General features: G+C 57.9%; 15 protein-coding genes, 1 tRNA gene and 1 pseudogene. 11 read left to right on the forward strand and 6 right to left on the reverse strand.

Annotation, left to right across the window (positions count from 1 at the left end; genetic code table 11):
* A pseudogene (locus ABF824_RS12445) lies at positions 1-288 on the forward strand (hypothetical protein); the annotation flags it as partial.
* A 28-nt stretch (positions 289-316) separates the two neighbouring features.
* Here ABF824_RS12445 and ABF824_RS12450 read toward each other — a convergent pair.
* Positions 317-613: a YggT family protein gene (locus ABF824_RS12450; protein ID WP_415489346.1), complete on the reverse strand. Its 297-nt coding sequence runs from the start codon at positions 611-613 to the stop codon at positions 317-319.
* Positions 614-763: 150 nt separating this feature from the next.
* On the opposite strand from ABF824_RS12450, the gene ABF824_RS12455 reads away from it, so the two are divergent.
* Positions 764-839, forward strand: a tRNA-Ala gene (locus ABF824_RS12455).
* Between the two features lie 163 nt (positions 840-1,002).
* Here the strand turns inward: ABF824_RS12455 and ABF824_RS12460 are convergent.
* Positions 1,003-1,200 (reverse strand): hypothetical protein, encoded by a 198-nt coding sequence (locus tag ABF824_RS12460; protein ID WP_415489347.1) that lies wholly within the window; start codon positions 1,198-1,200, stop codon positions 1,003-1,005.
* Positions 1,201-1,409: 209 nt separating this feature from the next.
* On the reverse strand, positions 1,410-2,582 hold the full coding sequence (locus ABF824_RS12465) for an aminotransferase class I/II-fold pyridoxal phosphate-dependent enzyme (RefSeq protein WP_415489348.1): 1,173 nt from the start codon (positions 2,580-2,582) through the stop codon (positions 1,410-1,412).
* Between the two features lie 168 nt (positions 2,583-2,750).
* On the opposite strand from ABF824_RS12465, the gene ABF824_RS12470 reads away from it, so the two are divergent.
* A complete protein-coding gene (locus ABF824_RS12470; RefSeq protein WP_415489359.1) occupies positions 2,751-4,049 on the forward strand; it encodes an Nramp family divalent metal transporter in 1,299 nt (432 codons plus the stop codon).
* On the opposite strand, the gene ABF824_RS12475 is transcribed toward ABF824_RS12470, so the two are convergent.
* Complete coding sequence (locus tag ABF824_RS12475) at positions 4,028-5,797, reverse strand: aconitase X (RefSeq protein ID WP_415489349.1); 1,770 nt, start codon at positions 5,795-5,797, stop codon at positions 4,028-4,030. The genes ABF824_RS12470 and ABF824_RS12475 overlap by 22 nt on opposite strands.
* Before the next feature lie 153 nt (positions 5,798-5,950).
* Here ABF824_RS12475 and ABF824_RS12480 point away from each other — a divergent pair, with 153 nt between their 5' ends.
* The 7 genes from ABF824_RS12480 to ABF824_RS12510 all read left to right on the forward strand — a co-directional run bounded on the left by ABF824_RS12480 (position 5,951) and on the right by ABF824_RS12510 (position 13,285).
* A complete protein-coding gene (locus tag ABF824_RS12480; protein ID WP_415489350.1) occupies positions 5,951-7,333 on the forward strand; it encodes an amino acid permease in 1,383 nt (460 codons plus the stop codon).
* 254 nt (positions 7,334-7,587) lie between these two features.
* On the forward strand, positions 7,588-8,781 hold the full coding sequence (locus tag ABF824_RS12485; RefSeq protein WP_415489351.1) for an aspartate aminotransferase family protein: 1,194 nt from the start codon (positions 7,588-7,590) through the stop codon (positions 8,779-8,781).
* A complete protein-coding gene (gene argF / locus ABF824_RS12490; RefSeq protein WP_415489352.1) occupies positions 8,778-9,782 on the forward strand; it encodes an ornithine carbamoyltransferase in 1,005 nt (334 codons plus the stop codon). Before ABF824_RS12485 ends, argF begins: the two co-directional genes overlap by 4 nt.
* The gene (locus ABF824_RS12495; protein WP_415489353.1) at positions 9,779-10,114 is read left to right on the forward strand and encodes a hypothetical protein; all 336 of its coding nucleotides are present in this window, start codon (positions 9,779-9,781) and stop codon (positions 10,112-10,114) included. The genes argF and ABF824_RS12495 overlap by 4 nt, the downstream gene beginning before the upstream one ends.
* Positions 10,115-10,196: 82 nt before the next feature.
* The gene (locus ABF824_RS12500; RefSeq protein WP_415489360.1) at positions 10,197-11,183 is read left to right on the forward strand and encodes an Hsp33 family molecular chaperone HslO; all 987 of its coding nucleotides are present in this window, start codon (positions 10,197-10,199) and stop codon (positions 11,181-11,183) included.
* 58 nt (positions 11,184-11,241) lie between these two features.
* Positions 11,242-12,318, forward strand: coding sequence for a hypothetical protein (locus tag ABF824_RS12505; RefSeq protein WP_415489354.1), 1,077 nt, complete (start codon positions 11,242-11,244; stop codon positions 12,316-12,318).
* An 85-nt stretch (positions 12,319-12,403) separates the two neighbouring features.
* Positions 12,404-13,285, forward strand: coding sequence for a hypothetical protein (locus ABF824_RS12510; protein WP_415489355.1), 882 nt, complete (start codon positions 12,404-12,406; stop codon positions 13,283-13,285).
* A 70-nt stretch (positions 13,286-13,355) separates the two neighbouring features.
* On the opposite strand, the gene ABF824_RS12515 is transcribed toward ABF824_RS12510, so the two are convergent.
* On the reverse strand, positions 13,356-13,778 hold the full coding sequence (locus tag ABF824_RS12515) for an ArsR/SmtB family transcription factor (RefSeq protein WP_415489356.1): 423 nt from the start codon (positions 13,776-13,778) through the stop codon (positions 13,356-13,358).
* Positions 13,775-14,455 (reverse strand): peroxiredoxin, encoded by a 681-nt coding sequence (locus tag ABF824_RS12520; RefSeq protein ID WP_415489357.1) that lies wholly within the window; start codon positions 14,453-14,455, stop codon positions 13,775-13,777. The genes ABF824_RS12515 and ABF824_RS12520 overlap by 4 nt, the downstream gene beginning before the upstream one ends.
* Before the next feature lie 157 nt (positions 14,456-14,612).
* Here ABF824_RS12520 and ABF824_RS12525 point away from each other — a divergent pair.
* Positions 14,613-15,170, forward strand: a 558-nt coding sequence (locus ABF824_RS12525) for a hypothetical protein (RefSeq protein ID WP_415489358.1), incomplete at its 3' end; no start/stop codon positions are given.

Consider the following 15,170-nt stretch of genomic DNA (forward strand, 5'->3'; position numbering starts at 1 on the left):
GCCTTCGGTTCCCTGCTTGGCCTTTCGATAGGCGCGGCAGCGGCATCTTCAGGTGGAGATTACTATTCGTCCGGCGATTATTATCAGCAGTCAGGCGGATACGCTCAGCCCTACGGCGATTACTCGCAGGGATATGCTCAGCCGGGATACGCGCAGCCAATGCCGACATCCGGCTATGCCTATCCGGCTTATCAGGCGCCCGCGCCTGCCACGCAGCCGAGCAATGTGGTCACCTGCTCGCCCGGCCTTTACTTCAACCGTCTGACGGAAAGCTGCGACCGGCGTTAGCTTTTCCGTCAGCGTCCTCAGATGAAGGTCAGCCCAGAAAGCTGGCCATCATCTGGCGGGCGAAGAACGGTTCGATCAGATACTGAAGCACCAGCAGAATAACCAGCGGTGACAGATCGACATTCCCGAATGTCGGCAGGATATTCCTTATCGGCGCCATGACCGGTTCCACGAGCCCACTCAGCACGCGGCTGGCCTGCCATACCAGACGGTTCCGCGTGTCGAGCACGCCAAATGCGTACAGCATGCTGAAAACGCAATAAATGATAATGACCGCTTCATAGAGGCGCGCGAGCACAAGCAGCAGATGCCACAGATCATACACGGAAAATGTTACCTTTTTGCCGGGAGTGAGATTTATCAGCCTTGTAAGCTACAAGGCGTTTTCAAGGCACACAACAGCAGAACGCCACTCTGCCGCGCGGATTCACCTTGACAACAGGCCTCGCCTCGCTATGTATCGGGGCGCAAAGGCGGGGCTGTAGCTCAGATGGGAGAGCGCCTCGTTCGCAATGAGGAGGTCAGGGGTTCGATTCCCCTCAGCTCCACCAGCCGCCTTCTGTTTTTCCATAAAATCAGTTTCTCACGTGTTTGGGTCACAATTTTACCCCGCACGTTATCTCCCCTTAGCAGCGCTGTTTTTGGGCTTGGAGAGACGTTTTCAGCCTATCGCCTGCACCATCTCCACACACCTCCGGCTTGGCGACATAGCTCTTAGTGGAAGGTGATGTTGGACGGTTCCACATCTGTTTTATCGTCGGGACCATCATCTGGGCAGGGTTGCGGCTGCATCGGAGGCTCATCATGCCCTTGCCGATCCGTCAGCATGGAAACGCCGCGAATTGCTTCCGAAGCCGCCCGTCCTGCTCCATTGCCGCCAATCGCACCAGATGCGGCGGATGCCACAGTCATGGCGCCGTGCCCTATGTTCTGCCACGTCAGGAACCTTGGACGCCCCTCACCGCAGACCGACTTATGCCCACAGGCGGAAAGCGTCAGAATGAGCAGAGGATAAAGGATGCATCGCCTGCGAATATGACTGCGCCGTTGCTTGCCCACTGACCATTTCACCATGCGCACTGACCACCTGACATTCAAAAGACGACTAGCGCGTCAAAACCTTACACAACGTCCAAAGAAGCCTTCCCAGTAGCAGCCGCTTTTGTCCGTGCCGCGAACCACGGCTTCATGCGCTGGATGGCTTTTTCGATAAGCTCGGTCGAAACCGCGAAACTGAACCGCATGAAATGCCGTCCCTCGACGGGATCGAAATCAATGCCTGTGGCAGTCGCCACGCCGGTATCGCGCAGCAGATCCATGCAGAAAGCCAGACTGTCATCCGTCAGATGACCAATATCGGCGTAGATATAGAATGCGCCATCCGGCGGGGCGATACGGCGCAATCCCCATTCAGGTAGGGCTTCCAGCAGCAGATCACGATTACGTCGGTAGGTTTCGAGATTGGCTTCCAGTTCCGCACCGGATTCAAACGCGACCAACCCAGCATGCTGACTGAGGGAGGGCGGTGTAAGGAAGAGGTTGCCCACCCGCGCCTGCACCGCCGCCAGTCTGTCATAAGGCGCGACAAGCCAGCCGAGACGCCACGCGGCCATGCTGAAATATTTGGAGAAACTGTTCACCACTAGAGCGGTAGGATCATACTCCAGCACGCTGTGCGCAGGCTCGCCGAATGTCAGACCATGGTAGATTTCATCGGAAACGATGCGAATGCCCTTGCGACGACAGACAGCCGCGATGGCTTCCAGTTCCTCTCCTGACAGCACGGTTCCCGTTGGATTGCCCGGACTGGCGACAATCAGGCCCTCGGGTGGAGGATCAAGCTCATCAATCGCCTGTGCTGTAAGCTGGTACCGTTCAGCTTCCCCGCACTCGATCTCTACCGGGATCATATGCAGTGCGCGCAATGTATTGCGGTAGGCGACATATCCCGGACGCGCGAGGGCCACGCGCGCGCCGGGTGTAAAACAACTCATCAGGGCAAGAACCAGCGCGGGTGAAGCGCCACATGTCAGCACGATCTGCTCCGGATCGACGGTCACGCCATAATTGTCGGCATAGGACTGGGCGATACGCGCCTTTAACGCTCCGCTTTCCCAGTAGCCCATCGGGTCGGTATCAAGAATGTGATGGGACCGGTCGATAGCGCCCTGTGGTGCACTCGAGGACGGCTGACCGAACTCCATGTGAATGATGTCACGCCCCTCCGCTTCCTGCCTGTGCGCCAAAGTACTGATCGCAATGGTGTGAAACGGGTCTATTTCAGGGACGGTCATCAGCCTGGTCCGAAAGTCTCAGGGAGACTGCATTCTGCCTGAAACGAACGCGCCGGACCACGCCGGTTTGATATTCCGCCACTTTCGTGATGCAATTCTATATAGCATGACGCATACTGTGAGCGTCTTTCCCAGCGCAAAGCAAAGACCGCCGTGCCCGACACAGATATGACCCGACGCAGTCTCCCCGATGTATTTGCCAGTGTCAGTGTCCCCGGGCCCGGCAGTTCAACGCTGAAACGTCTGCTGGCCTTCATCGGGCCCGGCTACCTCATTTCCGTCGGCTATATGGACCCCGGCAACTGGGCGACTGACCTTCAGGGCGGCGCGCAGTTTGGCTACACGCTGCTCAGCGTCGTCATGATGTCCAATCTAATGGCAGTCCTGCTGCAGGCTCTGGCGACACGACTGGGCGTTGCGACAGAAATGGATCTGGCGCAGGCCTGCCGCGTGCGCTGTCCACGTCCCGTCAATCTGCTGCTGTGGATAGCCTGTGAACTGGCGATCATCGCGTGTGATCTCGCGGAAGTCATCGGCACGGCGGTGGCCCTGCAACTTCTGTTCGGATTTTCCCTGCTGACCGGCTCGCTGCTCTCGGCGCTGGATGCGTTTGTGGTGCTGCTCCTGATGGGACGAGGTTTCCGCTATCTGGAGGCTTTCATCATCGGACTGCTGAGCGTGATCGCCGTCTGCTTCGGAATGCAGCTGTTCATGGCGGGACCGCCTGTTGGCGGCATCCTGCGCGGCTTTATCCCCCGGCCTGAAATCCTCACCAACCATGCGATGCTCTACATCGCCATCGGCATCATCGGTGCGACAGTGATGCCGCACAATCTCTATCTGCATTCCTCCATCGTGCAGACGCGGGCCTACGAGCGAACGCCCAGCGGAAAGCGCGAAGCCATCCGTTTCGCAACCATCGACAGCACAATGGCCCTTTCCTTCGCGCTGTTCATCAACGCGGCGATCCTGATTGTTGCGGCTGTGGCGTTTCATGACACAGGCCATCGCGATGTGACCGACATTGCCGTGGCCTATCATCTTCTCTCGCCAGTGCTTGGTGTTTCACTGGCTTCGACCCTCTTTGCCGTGGCGCTTCTGGCAGCAGGCATGAATTCCACGATCACCGGCACACTGGCTGGGCAGATTGTCATGGAAGGATTCCTGCATCTGCGTCTTCCGGACTGGGCGCGTCGTCTCGTGACACGCAGTCTGGCGATCATTCCTGTCGTCATCGCCTCCATCTGGTTCGGTGACAGGAGTGTGGATGATCTTCTGATGCTCAGTCAGGTGATCCTGTCGATGCAACTTCCCTGTGCCGTCATACCGCTCGTGTGGTTTGTCACGCGCAAGGACATGATGGGAGAATTCAAAGTATCACGCCCCGTGGCCATGCTCGCATGGCTGGTGTCCGGTATCATTCTCGCGCTTAATTTCGAACTGCTCTACTGGACTGTGGCGGGATAAATGTTCCCAGAGGAATGGGGCAGTGTTCTTTCAGACTGCCTCAGCCATTCCGGCAGCCCTTTCCCCATCCGCCCTGACAGCGCCGCCTCGACACAGTCCGCCAGACTGCCGAACCTTACAGGACGTCCGGACAGCCCTGGACCATAATGAGCGTATTTACCGGAATTCGTCATGACCGCCCTTGCGGAGGGTGGAAAAACCGGTTCGGAAATCGAACACCAGCACAGATCTGGGAAAACCTTCACGTCCAGCGCCTGCAATCGCGAGAGGACGCCTTCCTTCCGCACTGTACTGATGACGGCTCGTCCGGCGGTCACGATCACATCCACACCCGGATGACGATGCCGTCCCACCAATCCCTTTTCCAGTACATCGGCCAGTTTGCGGCATTCCGTTACTGAAGCATGCGGACTGCCAATCGCAACCAGATCGATTTCTTCCGGACCTTCATTGAGCAGACGCCAGCCCGCGACCATTTCCTCCCGCCCAATCCGCACGATTTCCAGATCTTCCACAACGACCTTGCCTGCCTCCGGCGTCACACCTTCAACATGGAACATGGGAGCCGCTGATGTCGTGCCAAAGGCGGCGCACATCGCCTTCAGATCGTCGCGTGATGGGGCGGTCTGCGCCAGCCCGCGGACAAAAGGAATACAGTCCGACGCAGCCTGCCCCACCAGATAACCCAGCAGAGGCCAGAGTGCATCGTCGGCCTCCGGAGGCAGCGTCACCTCGATCACGCGTTGGGGCTGCCGATTACTCTCAAGATACACACCGGCCTCGGGTGCCCGTCCCGTCATGGCAATGCACAGATCCAGAAAGTCAGGATGTTTTGCCGTTCGCGCTCCGAGCACCGTATTGGCGAAAATCACGGCGTTGGACTCCGACCACGCGATCGCTTCCGCTTCATCCGGCTCACCTTCAAGAAGATAGGGAGAACAGGTGAAAGTCGGACGGCATCCCATCCGCACATAGGCATCCGCCAGTTTCTGTGCCGGCACGCCGAAGACTGGAGGAACGCCCTGCTCGCGCCAGTGATCGTGATCGACGGAAATTGCGTTCATTGTGGTCGGAATCCGGACATGGGCTCCTGCCCCCGCCATCCTCTCGGCAAAAATCAGATTGGCGGGTCCGGCATAAATGCAGCCATCGATATGGCTGCGTGTAACATCGATCAGGCGATCAGCGCCCTGCTGCGCCGCCATCGCACACACGATGCGCATCGCCTCTTGCGCGGCCATTCCCTCACAACCATCCAACATGGCCTGATCTTCTTTCGTGAGAGCAAGCGCCGCACTCTGTGGCGGTGAAAGCACGTCAGTCCTGTTGTCGTCAGTGCGGATTTCGTCACCGGCGATTGTCAGTGACCCAGCCTGCGACAGCGCCTCGAAAACGGCTGCGGACACCCGCACCACCGGCATGACACAGCCGAACATCTCAGTCGCGACAAGAGCCCCCAGCGTCAGCACATCTTCCGCTTCACGGAAAACGAACGCAGCCGGAGCACGGCCTTCCAGTATCAGTTCCAGCAGAACGCCAGATCCGGAACACGAGCCGCGACTGGTCGGCATCAATAGGATCGCACCACTGAGGCATCTGCCGTGGAGAGGGTGATGCACGTCGATGACACATCCTGTCGCCGGATCGACGCCGCCCCAGAAACTCAGCGCTTCTGTTGTCGCCAGAACAGGGCCGTGGGCGTTTCCTCCCACAACGCTCTGGCCACCCGCCGTTCTTTCACCTGACATGCTGTGTGCCCCATTCTCAAATCTCGCCTTGCACAAGACGAACCGCCACCCTAACGTTGCGTATACGATATGAGTTATCCGGTGCCCAGAGAGCTTTCCCACAGGCGTGCCGCACCGTCCCTCTCTTTCATCTGCCTGTCGGAGACCGCCCGCATGACTCCTCCAGACACAACAGCCGCCGATAGCCGCCTGAAAGCCCGCCATATCGCGATGATCGCTCTCGGGGGCATTATCGGCGCGGGCCTGTTTGTCGGGAGTTCGGCCGTCATTGCGGTCGCAGGCCCTTCCGTTATCATCAGCTATCTGCTGACGGGCCTTCTCATCACTCTGGTTCTCAATCTGCTTGGAGACATGGTGCTTGGCAGACCGGGGCTCGGCACCTTCATTCATTACATCGCCAGAGGCCTCGGCCCTTGGGCAGGTTACACGACAGGATGGCTCTACTGGGGGTTCTGGGTCATCATCATCGGCAGTGAGGCCATTGCCGGGGCGCTGTTGCTGGAACCGTGGATACCGCTCCCTGTGTGGGCGGTCTCACTGTGCCTCGTCGCCATTGTCACCGGTGTGAACCTTGCTTCGCCGGCTTCGTTCGGTGAGGTCGAATTCTGGCTCGCAGCCGTCAAGATCGCCAGCATCGCCGGTTTTCTCGCTCTCGGGCTGGCCTTTGTCACCCATCTTTTCGGCCATAGCGCGCCGGTGACAGACATCATCCTCAATCACGGCGGCTTTGCTCCCCACGGCTACGGCGCCATTCTTGTCTGCATTCCGCTGATCATGTCTTCCATGATGGGATCGGAAATCGCCACCATCGCGGCAGCGGAAAGCGCGGATGCCGAGCGCAATCTCGCCCGTGTAACCCGCTCCACCGTCCTGCGTGTCTGTAGTTTCTATATTGGGTCGGTGGCGATGATCCTTTGCATCGTGCCCTGGAACACCGTCCTTCCGGGACAATCGCCGTTTCTTTCAGCCCTTGACCACATGGCCGTTCCCGGTGGCGCGACCATCATCCGCATCGTCTGCTTCAGCGCCGTGTTCTCCTGCCTGAACTCTTCGGTCTATGTGACATCCCGCACCCTCAGCAGTCTGGCGCAGGCGGGGCAGGCACCGCGCTGGATGGCGTCCTCGCGCGACGGCCACACACCAGCAAAAGCCGTGCTGTTCAGTTCCGCCATCGGGATGATGTTCGGTTATGCGTCCATCCTTGCGCCCGGTGCGGTCTTTGCGTTTCTCATGACCGCCGCGGGCGACATCATCCTTTTCATCTATCTGGGTATGGTCGTTGCGCATGGTTGTATGTGCAGACGCGGGGAACTGGCGAAACGTGGGGGCCTCCAGCTCTATCCCTGGGCAAATCTGATCGCGGGGGGAGGGATGGTCGCCGTGATGATCGGCATCGCCATGGATGCGGAACAGCGCATCCCCTTATGCGGCAGTATTGGACTACTGGCCCTCGCTCTTCTTTCCTATGGAGTGCTTGGATTGCATAAGTCGTCCGAAGAACAGGCCGTGTCGTTTTCACCCACTGCCGCAGAATAAGCTGGCCTCTATATAAGGATCATTTCTTCCGCACGGAGGGAGGGGAAATTATAAAACCAGCGTGTTTTTCAGGATGATCCGTAGATCAGACCGGACAAAATCCACTCTTACAGGCTCAAAAAAATCATGTAAGTTTGACTTACACCGCCAAGCGCGGCCATCATGAGCCTGAACAGACGCCCGCTCCCCACAGGCAGCGGGCCGTTTCTGTTTCAGCCCTTTTTTCAACGACCCAGTTTGGACATACGGTTCCGATGATTCCCGCCCTGATGCCGACCTACAACCGCGCCGACCTCGCTTTTGAGCGGGGAGAGGGTGCTTGGCTGTATACGACGGATGGACGACGATTCCTCGACTTCGCGGCTGGGATCGCCACCTGCTCGGTCGGGCATGCCAATCCGCATCTGGTGAAGACGATCGCCGAACAGGCGGCCAAGGTCATGCATGTCTCCAACCTGTTCCGTGTGCCACAGGCCGAACGGCTTGCCGCGCGGCTGGTGGAGGCGACCTTCGCGGACAGTGTTTTCTTCTGCAACTCAGGCGCGGAAGCCAACGAAGGCATGGTGAAGGCCGTCCGCCGGGCACAGGCGAAAAACGGTCATCCGGAACGCATGCGGATCATCTGTTTTGATGGGGCGTTTCATGGACGCACGCTCGGCATGCTGTCGGCGACGGGCAACCCGACCTATCTCGACGGTTTCGGTGAGCGTGCGCCGGGTTTCGACCATGTGCCCCTCAACAACATGAACGCGTTGCGTAACGCCGTGACTGCGGAAACGGCCGGCGTGATGCTGGAGCCGGTGCAGGGGGAAAGCGGCATCAAGCCAGCCGACAAGCGTTTCCTGCAGGAACTCCGCACTATGTGTGACGAGTTCGGTCTGTATCTCGCGTTCGATGAAGTACAGACCGGCGTTGGACGCACGGGCAAACTGTTTGCGCATGAATGGGCAGGCGTGGAGCCTGACATCATGTCGGCCGCCAAAGGACTGGGCGGAGGCTTCCCCATCGGGGCCATTCTGGCGCGGGAAGAGATCGCAAAGCACCTGACGCCCGGCACGCACGGCACCACGTTTGGCGGCAATCCCCTCGCCTGCGCCGCAGCCAATGCCGTGCTCGACATCATCCTTGCACCCGGATTTCTTGATCAGGTCCAGAAACGCGCAGCTTTTCTGGACGGCCTGCTGGACGGCCTGATCGCCGATCACCCGGATGTCTTCTCCGAACGACGCGGGCTTGGTCTGCTGATCGGTCTGCGCTGTGTTCCCAAAGTCGGTGACGTGATGTGCGCGGCCCAGCAGCAGGGTCTGCTGACCGTATCCGCCGGAGACAATGTATTGCGGCTTGTGCCGCCCCTTACCATTACCGAACAGGATTGCCGCGAGGCCGCAGACCGTCTGCGCAAGGCTGCGGAAGCCATTCGCGCTGCAACATTGGAGACTGCCCCGTGACCGCCTCTGCCTCAACACTTGTCCCTGACCGTCAGACCACAGGGAGCGCCATCCGCCACTTCCTTGATCTGCGTGATCTCGACAAGACGACAGTGCGGCAGATTCTGGATGTCGCCGCCGGTATCAAGCGGATGCAGAAAGGCCGTGCGCGGCCACTGCATCCCCTGAAACCCCTTGAAGGCCGCTCTCTCGGCATTCTGCTCTCCAAACCGTCAACGCGGACGCGCGTGTCGTTTGAAGTCGGGATGCGCCAGCTTGGCGGTGACGCCGTAGTGCTGTCCGCTGGCGATACCCAGCTTGGACGCGGGGAATCCATTCCTGATACGGCGCGTGTCCTCTCCCGTTTTCTGGATGCCATCGTCCTGCGCACCGGTCGCACGGCGGCGCTGCGGGAACTGGCCAAATGGAGCAGCATCCCTGTCATCAATGGCCTGACGCCGGATTCCCATCCGGTTCAGATCCTCGCGGACATCATGACGTTCGAGGAACATAAGGGGCCAATCGCCGGACGGACACTGGCATGGGTGGGCGACGGCAACAACGTGGCGGCTTCCCTGATTGAAGCCGCAGCCCTGTTCGATTTCACTCTGCGCATCGCCACCCCGAAGCAGCTTGCTCCGAGAGCGGATGTCGTGGCGTGGGCAAGGAAACAGGGCGCGAAGCTGCTGCTGACACATGACCCCAAAGAAGCCGTGGCGGGAGCAGACTGCATTCTGACCGACACATGGGTCAGCATGTCGGACGAAGCCGCCGCCGAACGCATCATCCTGCTTGAGCCTTATCGCGTAGACCGCACGCTGATGGCTCATGCGGCTCCGGACGCCCTGTTCATGCACTGCCTCCCTGCCCATATCGGAGAGGAAGTGACGGAAGAAGTCTTTGAAGGCCCGCGGTCAGTGGTGTTCGATGAGGCTGAAAACCGCCTGCATGCCCAGAAAGGCCTTCTGGTGTGGGCGCTGGGCGGTGAGGACTGGACCCGTTTCGGGAAGGAAGCACAATGAGCGACAAAACTGGAACAGGTCCGGAGGACGGACCACAGCATGTCACGTCAACGGAAGATGGCCCGGCCGCTCCGGGCTGGCTGGAGCCGGAAATCGACAAGGCTCTTACCGTGCTGGGTCTTCCCGCCGACAAACTGAAACCGTTCCGGGATTCCTACATCGACTGCCTCGCCTCCGCGCCACGCAGTCAGGATATAGACGAGGCGCATGATGCCTGTCGTCGCGGTCTGCTGGCGGCTCTGACACCGGCCTTCGAACTGGATGAAGAAAAAACACGGGCGCTTGAGCAGAAACTGGAGGCGGTTGAAGCCCAGCTTTCAGCAGACCTGTAATTCCGGTCGTTCTATTACCACATCACTTGCTCAGGAAGCGGTATGGTCGCTTCTTGAGTGAATAACCGCAAGGAGAGGTATGTTGGAGACCCCCGCATTTCTTGATCGAGGCCGCCCGGATGTTCCGGACGTGGTGGTGCCGGGGGGTATCACGCCTTTCCATCTGGGAGGCCGTCCCGTCCGGGGCAGGCTGATCCGGCTCGGCCCACTGGCCGAAGCCATTCTCTCGCGTCATGACAATGCCGAGCCGGTCTCTGCCTTAGGCGGCAAAGCGCTCGCGTTGGTTGCCGGGCTGGCAAGCGCGCTGAAATTTCAGGGTTCCTTCTCTCTCCAGATCAAGGGGGACGGCCCAGTCGGCCTCCTTCTTGCGGATTGCACCGATACGGGCGCACTGCGTTTCTATGCCCGGGAGAACGAAGAGGCCGTCAAGACGCTCCTTACGACGGATGCCTCCGCAAGCAAGACGGTTTCGGATCGAGAACTCACGGGGAACGGTTACATGGCCCTGACGGTCGATCAGGGCACGGAGATGGATCGGCATCAGGGTATTGTCGAGATAACGGGCGATAGTCTTGCCGATATGGCGATCCATTATTTCGAGACCAGTGAACAGCATGCGTGCTGGGTCAAGCTCGCCGCGCGTCACACGGAAGAAGGCTGGCGCGCCGGAGGACTGATCCTTGAGCGCATAGCGGGGGGCGGTGGTTCAGAGAGCGACGCGGATGTGCTGACAGCTCTTGATGAGTTGGGCGAAGATGCATGGGATACAGCAATCGTGCTGGCCCGCACCCTGACGGACGAGGAACTGCTTGACGATGCTCTTCAGGCGCCGATCCTGCTTCATCGTCTGTTTCATGAGGAAAATCTGATCGTCGGACAGGCGCGGGCGCTGGCTTATGGCTGCCGTTGCTCCAAGGCCAGACTATCGGATGTTCTGTCGCGTTTCTCGGATGATGATCTCGACCACATGGCCGAAGATGGCGTCATCACCATGAAATGCGAGTTCTGTAACCACGATTTCACATTTGATCGGAATACTGTCAGCTCCCAGCCGGAGCCACAGGGATGAGATCGCTCTGTGATTCAGGGCAGTCTCGGAAGCGGTAAAAGGGAGCAGGCACACGACCATGTCTGAGGCATCGCAGGACAAGGCCTATTCGGCAGAAGACGGGCGGATTACCATCCAGCTGAATGGTCAGTCGCATTTCCTGAGCGTCAACAGGCAGCCCCTCACCCGATTTTATCCCGGCTGGTCACCCTTCGCTCTCCATGTCACTCTTCTGCCGACACCCATTCTGCGTCTTCGGCATGAGACGGGACAGGAAGCCTACTGGATATTTGACGAGCATTTTAATTATCTTGCCTGTCGTCTTCAGGATATTTCAAAAGAAAAACTGACTGAACTGGTCGATGCGATAGCGCCCTATTTTCAGTCTCAGGTGAAGGTCGCGCTCGAAGCTCTCCATCCCGCTTCTCTCGAACTGAGCGAGAAGGTGCGCCATCTTGGGAGGCCTCTGTGTGAAGGTCTGCTCTCAGCATGGTTGCAGCGTTTCCCACCTCCGGGCTGTTTCACTGTAAACATGCTGCCCGCCGAAGGTCTGTCTTTCCGCTCGGATTCCCCACCCCTGAAGGCGGCCGCGCTTGCCCAGCTTCTCGCCGTGGCCAAAGGTCTGGCAAAAAAGACAATGCCGGTCATCCTGTCTCCTTACGGAGGGGCTGTCCTGCGTGGCTATCCTGTCCTGCGCCTGCCGGACATGGAACTGACGCGATTTGCCGACCCTCAGGCGAATGTCGTGCTTTACATAGGCACCGTCATACCCGCGACCGGCGACGACATTTCCGTGATTTACTGCCCGCAGCAGGATCTCATTCTGACGGAACGGCAGACCGGTCTTGCGAGCACCATTCCGTTCCGTCTGCTTTCCCGCATCATCGGTGATCCACGCTATGTCGAGGAGGCTCCCCGGGATCTCACTGTCGCATTCGGGGGTGACCCAGGAGGGTTCGGCGCGTTCACACTGGGGTCTGCTTCCGCGCTGCCGGGTTCGCTCCCCACGCTACCGGGCAAATGGCAAGCCCGGGCAAATGCCAATGCTGCTGCCAACCATACGACGCAGACGGAAACACCCCTCTCCTCTGCAGCATTTGGTGTGCCACAACCCCACCAGACGGGCACTTCGTCACAATCATCAGGGGATAGCTAGGGCCGTCCGTATCATTCATGACAGGCGTTAGCTTCCTATGTCATTCTGAAGCAGAACATACGGATTACAGGCAGAGGAAAAAGCGATGGTTCGCGTCCACAAACGGTTCAGGCTTCTGGCGCAGGCAGCGCTCATGACTGCGGCCCTAGGTCCACTGGGATTTATCGCCGGGTGTTCGTCAGAAGACACCATGATGGCGTTTCCTCCGTATCAGTATGGCTATCTCAACCAGCTTCATCTGAACGTGGCGACATTGCAGACCGCAGACAAGGTTACACCGGGTGCTGTTCCGGGTGACGAGTCAGGCATGGCGCCCATTCCGCCGGATCAGGCACTTCTGCAGATGGCGCAACAAAGGATTGTAGCGGCAGGAAACACCGGATCGGCACTCTTCACCGTCGATCGGGCATCCATCGTTCATGAACCGGGTGGCACGCTTGCCGGACGTATGGACACGCATCTCGACATTCTTTCCTCTACCAACCAGCAGCTTGGCGAAGTGGAAGCGCATGTCACGCGAGAAATGAAGCCCGATCTGAGCAAAGGTGATGCTGACAGCCGGGCCAATCTTTACGAACTGACGCGTCAGATGATGCAGGACATGAATGTGGAACTGGAATTCCAGATCCGCCACAATCTGAAAGACTGGCTGGTCGATGCCGGGGGCACCCCAACGGCTGCCGCCATCCAGACAGAATCTCTTGGTGGCAGCGCATCCTCTCCGGCCCCGGCGGTATCATCTTCTGGCTCTTCTGATGCAGCCCAGACGACGAAGCCTGTGAGCAGCAGCGCGCCAGCCGCTGCGCCTACCGCAGCCGCCATAACGCGGGCTCCTGATTCCGAGCCCGATGCCATCTTTCCGGGTGGCGGGGATTCCGACGACACCAGCAGCAACACAACCACACAACAAAAACGGTCACCCCCCAGTGGTTATCTCAAACTACCGGGCAGCACCGCGACCCAATAATTTTCAGAGTGAATAGGTAGAGCCGATATTTTCAGATATCAGCTCTACCCTAAAACAGATTATTCCTGTTTCATCCGTCATTTTTACTGACGACACGCGCGAAAAAAGCTCCTTCGCCCGTGATACGGGCTGTTGGTCTTTTCGCATTTTCCTCAATATTTTCAGAAGATTTTTCGATATTTTGAAAAAGCATATCGCTCCCATTATCCTGCAGAAGCGCGAGCAGAACGCGAACAGTTTCCTTTTCTCTCTCATTTGAAAAATCGTAGTAAATGGAACGAGAATTTCTTCGAGCGGAAATAACGCCCGCCCGTCGAAGCATACCAATCTGCTGACTGAGAGTTGGCTGGCCGATCCCAGTCTTTATTTCTATCTCACCTACCGCCAGTGCACCATCAAGCAATAATGACAGGATCATAAGACGCTGCGGTTGCGCAAAAATCTTTATTCTATCAGTCAGTTCCCGCGCTTCGTCGCCAGTCATCCCGCTCATGACTTCCTGACCTTTTTATACTGGAGAAACCATGCAGAGCCTGCCGCTGTTACTTCTTCCTGCGTAACAGGACTGCTGACAACGACATCTTTTCCCGGCTCCCATCCTTCCGGCGTCATGTCTCCATTCGCATCCACTGTTTGTAACGCCTGAATAAGCCTTAGAAGTTCTTTCACGGACCTTCCGACAGTGGCCGGATACCATGTAATGGCCCGGATGATACCTGCGGGATCAATGACATACACACCGCGCACCGTCGCACTGCTCTCCGCTTCGGCATCCAGCATTCCATAGGCCTGCGCAATGGCCATCGAAGGGTCTTCCACAACCGGGAACGGTATATTGACCCCGAAACAGGAACGAATGGCTTCCACCCACGCCAGATGAGAGGGCAGGCTATCAATCGACACGCCTACCATCGCGCAATTCAGACGTTCAAAACTTTCGGAATTCTTGGCCAGTGCAATGAATTCACTTGTGCAGACGGGTGTAAAATCGGCTGGATGTGAAAACAGCAGAACCCATGATCCGCGCAGGGAACTGAATGTCAGCATGCCCTGTGTCGTTCTAGCCGTAAAATCGGGTGCCACATCACCAATTTTTGGTGGAAGCAGACAGGCTTTATCTAGAGTTGGAACCAACGGCGGCGGCATCATGTCTCTCGTACTCACATGCATGTATCTTAAATATTTTATTTATATAATAAACAGTCGCAGGAACAGTCCTTTTCGTGCTGCTTCATGCTGGACGCGCAGCTTCTGATGGGGACGTTCATAATCTTCTCCATATCAAATTTTGCGAACGCCCCGCGTTCAGTATGTGGAAGAAGAAATCGTGTCGTTTTTCAAGGGATATCTCGGTCTTCTGGTCAATGCGCCCACTGATATCGCTCAGGAAGCCAGTGGAAGCGGTTACAGCCGACAGGGCATTTCGTTTACAGCAACAGGAGACGGGCGCCGGGTTCTCGCCATCTCTTCATCTTACAGCTTTGGATATGCAGTCGGGAACTGGGGGCTGGTTACGGGACTTGCGTTATTTATTGACAACACCACAGACGCCCAGCCTCTGATTGCCTGGCCCGTATCCCCTGTTACAGTCACCGATGGCCAGACCTATACGGTTTCATCTGACGATCTTTCATTGCTTGTGCAGATGGACGGATTTTTCGCACCACAGGTCATTATCGGTGTAACGGCAAGCGGCGCCAACGTCATTACCCGCCAACCCGTTGCTCTTATCGATGGCGTTCTCAATCCTGCGCTGTCGACTTCAAGTGGCTCTTCCGCCAATGGAACAGGCAGTCTGTCGATATCGCAACTCGGTCAGCTTCTGTCTCATCTGATGCAGACCCTGCCAAAATCTGATCCGGGCGATGGCACTTCACTCTGGTGC

This window comes from Acetobacter sp., assembly GCF_047721705.1.
GTDB lineage: Bacteria > Pseudomonadota > Alphaproteobacteria > Acetobacterales > Acetobacteraceae > Acetobacter.

Coding starts and splice junctions, on each gene's coding strand:
- ABF824_RS12460 (WP_415489347.1), bottom strand. CDS start 1,200: ATGACTGTGGCATCCGCCGCATCTGGTGCGATTGGCGGCAATGGAGCA.
- ABF824_RS12465 (WP_415489348.1), bottom strand. CDS start 2,582: ATGACCGTCCCTGAAATAGACCCGTTTCACACCATTGCGATCAGTACT.
- ABF824_RS12470 (WP_415489359.1), top strand. CDS start 2,751: ATGACCCGACGCAGTCTCCCCGATGTATTTGCCAGTGTCAGTGTCCCC.
- ABF824_RS12475 (WP_415489349.1), bottom strand. CDS start 5,797: ATGTCAGGTGAAAGAACGGCGGGTGGCCAGAGCGTTGTGGGAGGAAAC.
- ABF824_RS12480 (WP_415489350.1), top strand. CDS start 5,951: ATGACTCCTCCAGACACAACAGCCGCCGATAGCCGCCTGAAAGCCCGC.
- ABF824_RS12485 (WP_415489351.1), top strand. CDS start 7,588: ATGATTCCCGCCCTGATGCCGACCTACAACCGCGCCGACCTCGCTTTT.
- ABF824_RS12495 (WP_415489353.1), top strand. CDS start 9,779: ATGAGCGACAAAACTGGAACAGGTCCGGAGGACGGACCACAGCATGTC.
- ABF824_RS12505 (WP_415489354.1), top strand. CDS start 11,242: ATGTCTGAGGCATCGCAGGACAAGGCCTATTCGGCAGAAGACGGGCGG.
- ABF824_RS12510 (WP_415489355.1), top strand. CDS start 12,404: ATGGTTCGCGTCCACAAACGGTTCAGGCTTCTGGCGCAGGCAGCGCTC.
- ABF824_RS12515 (WP_415489356.1), bottom strand. CDS start 13,778: ATGAGCGGGATGACTGGCGACGAAGCGCGGGAACTGACTGATAGAATA.
- ABF824_RS12520 (WP_415489357.1), bottom strand. CDS start 14,455: ATGCATGTGAGTACGAGAGACATGATGCCGCCGCCGTTGGTTCCAACT.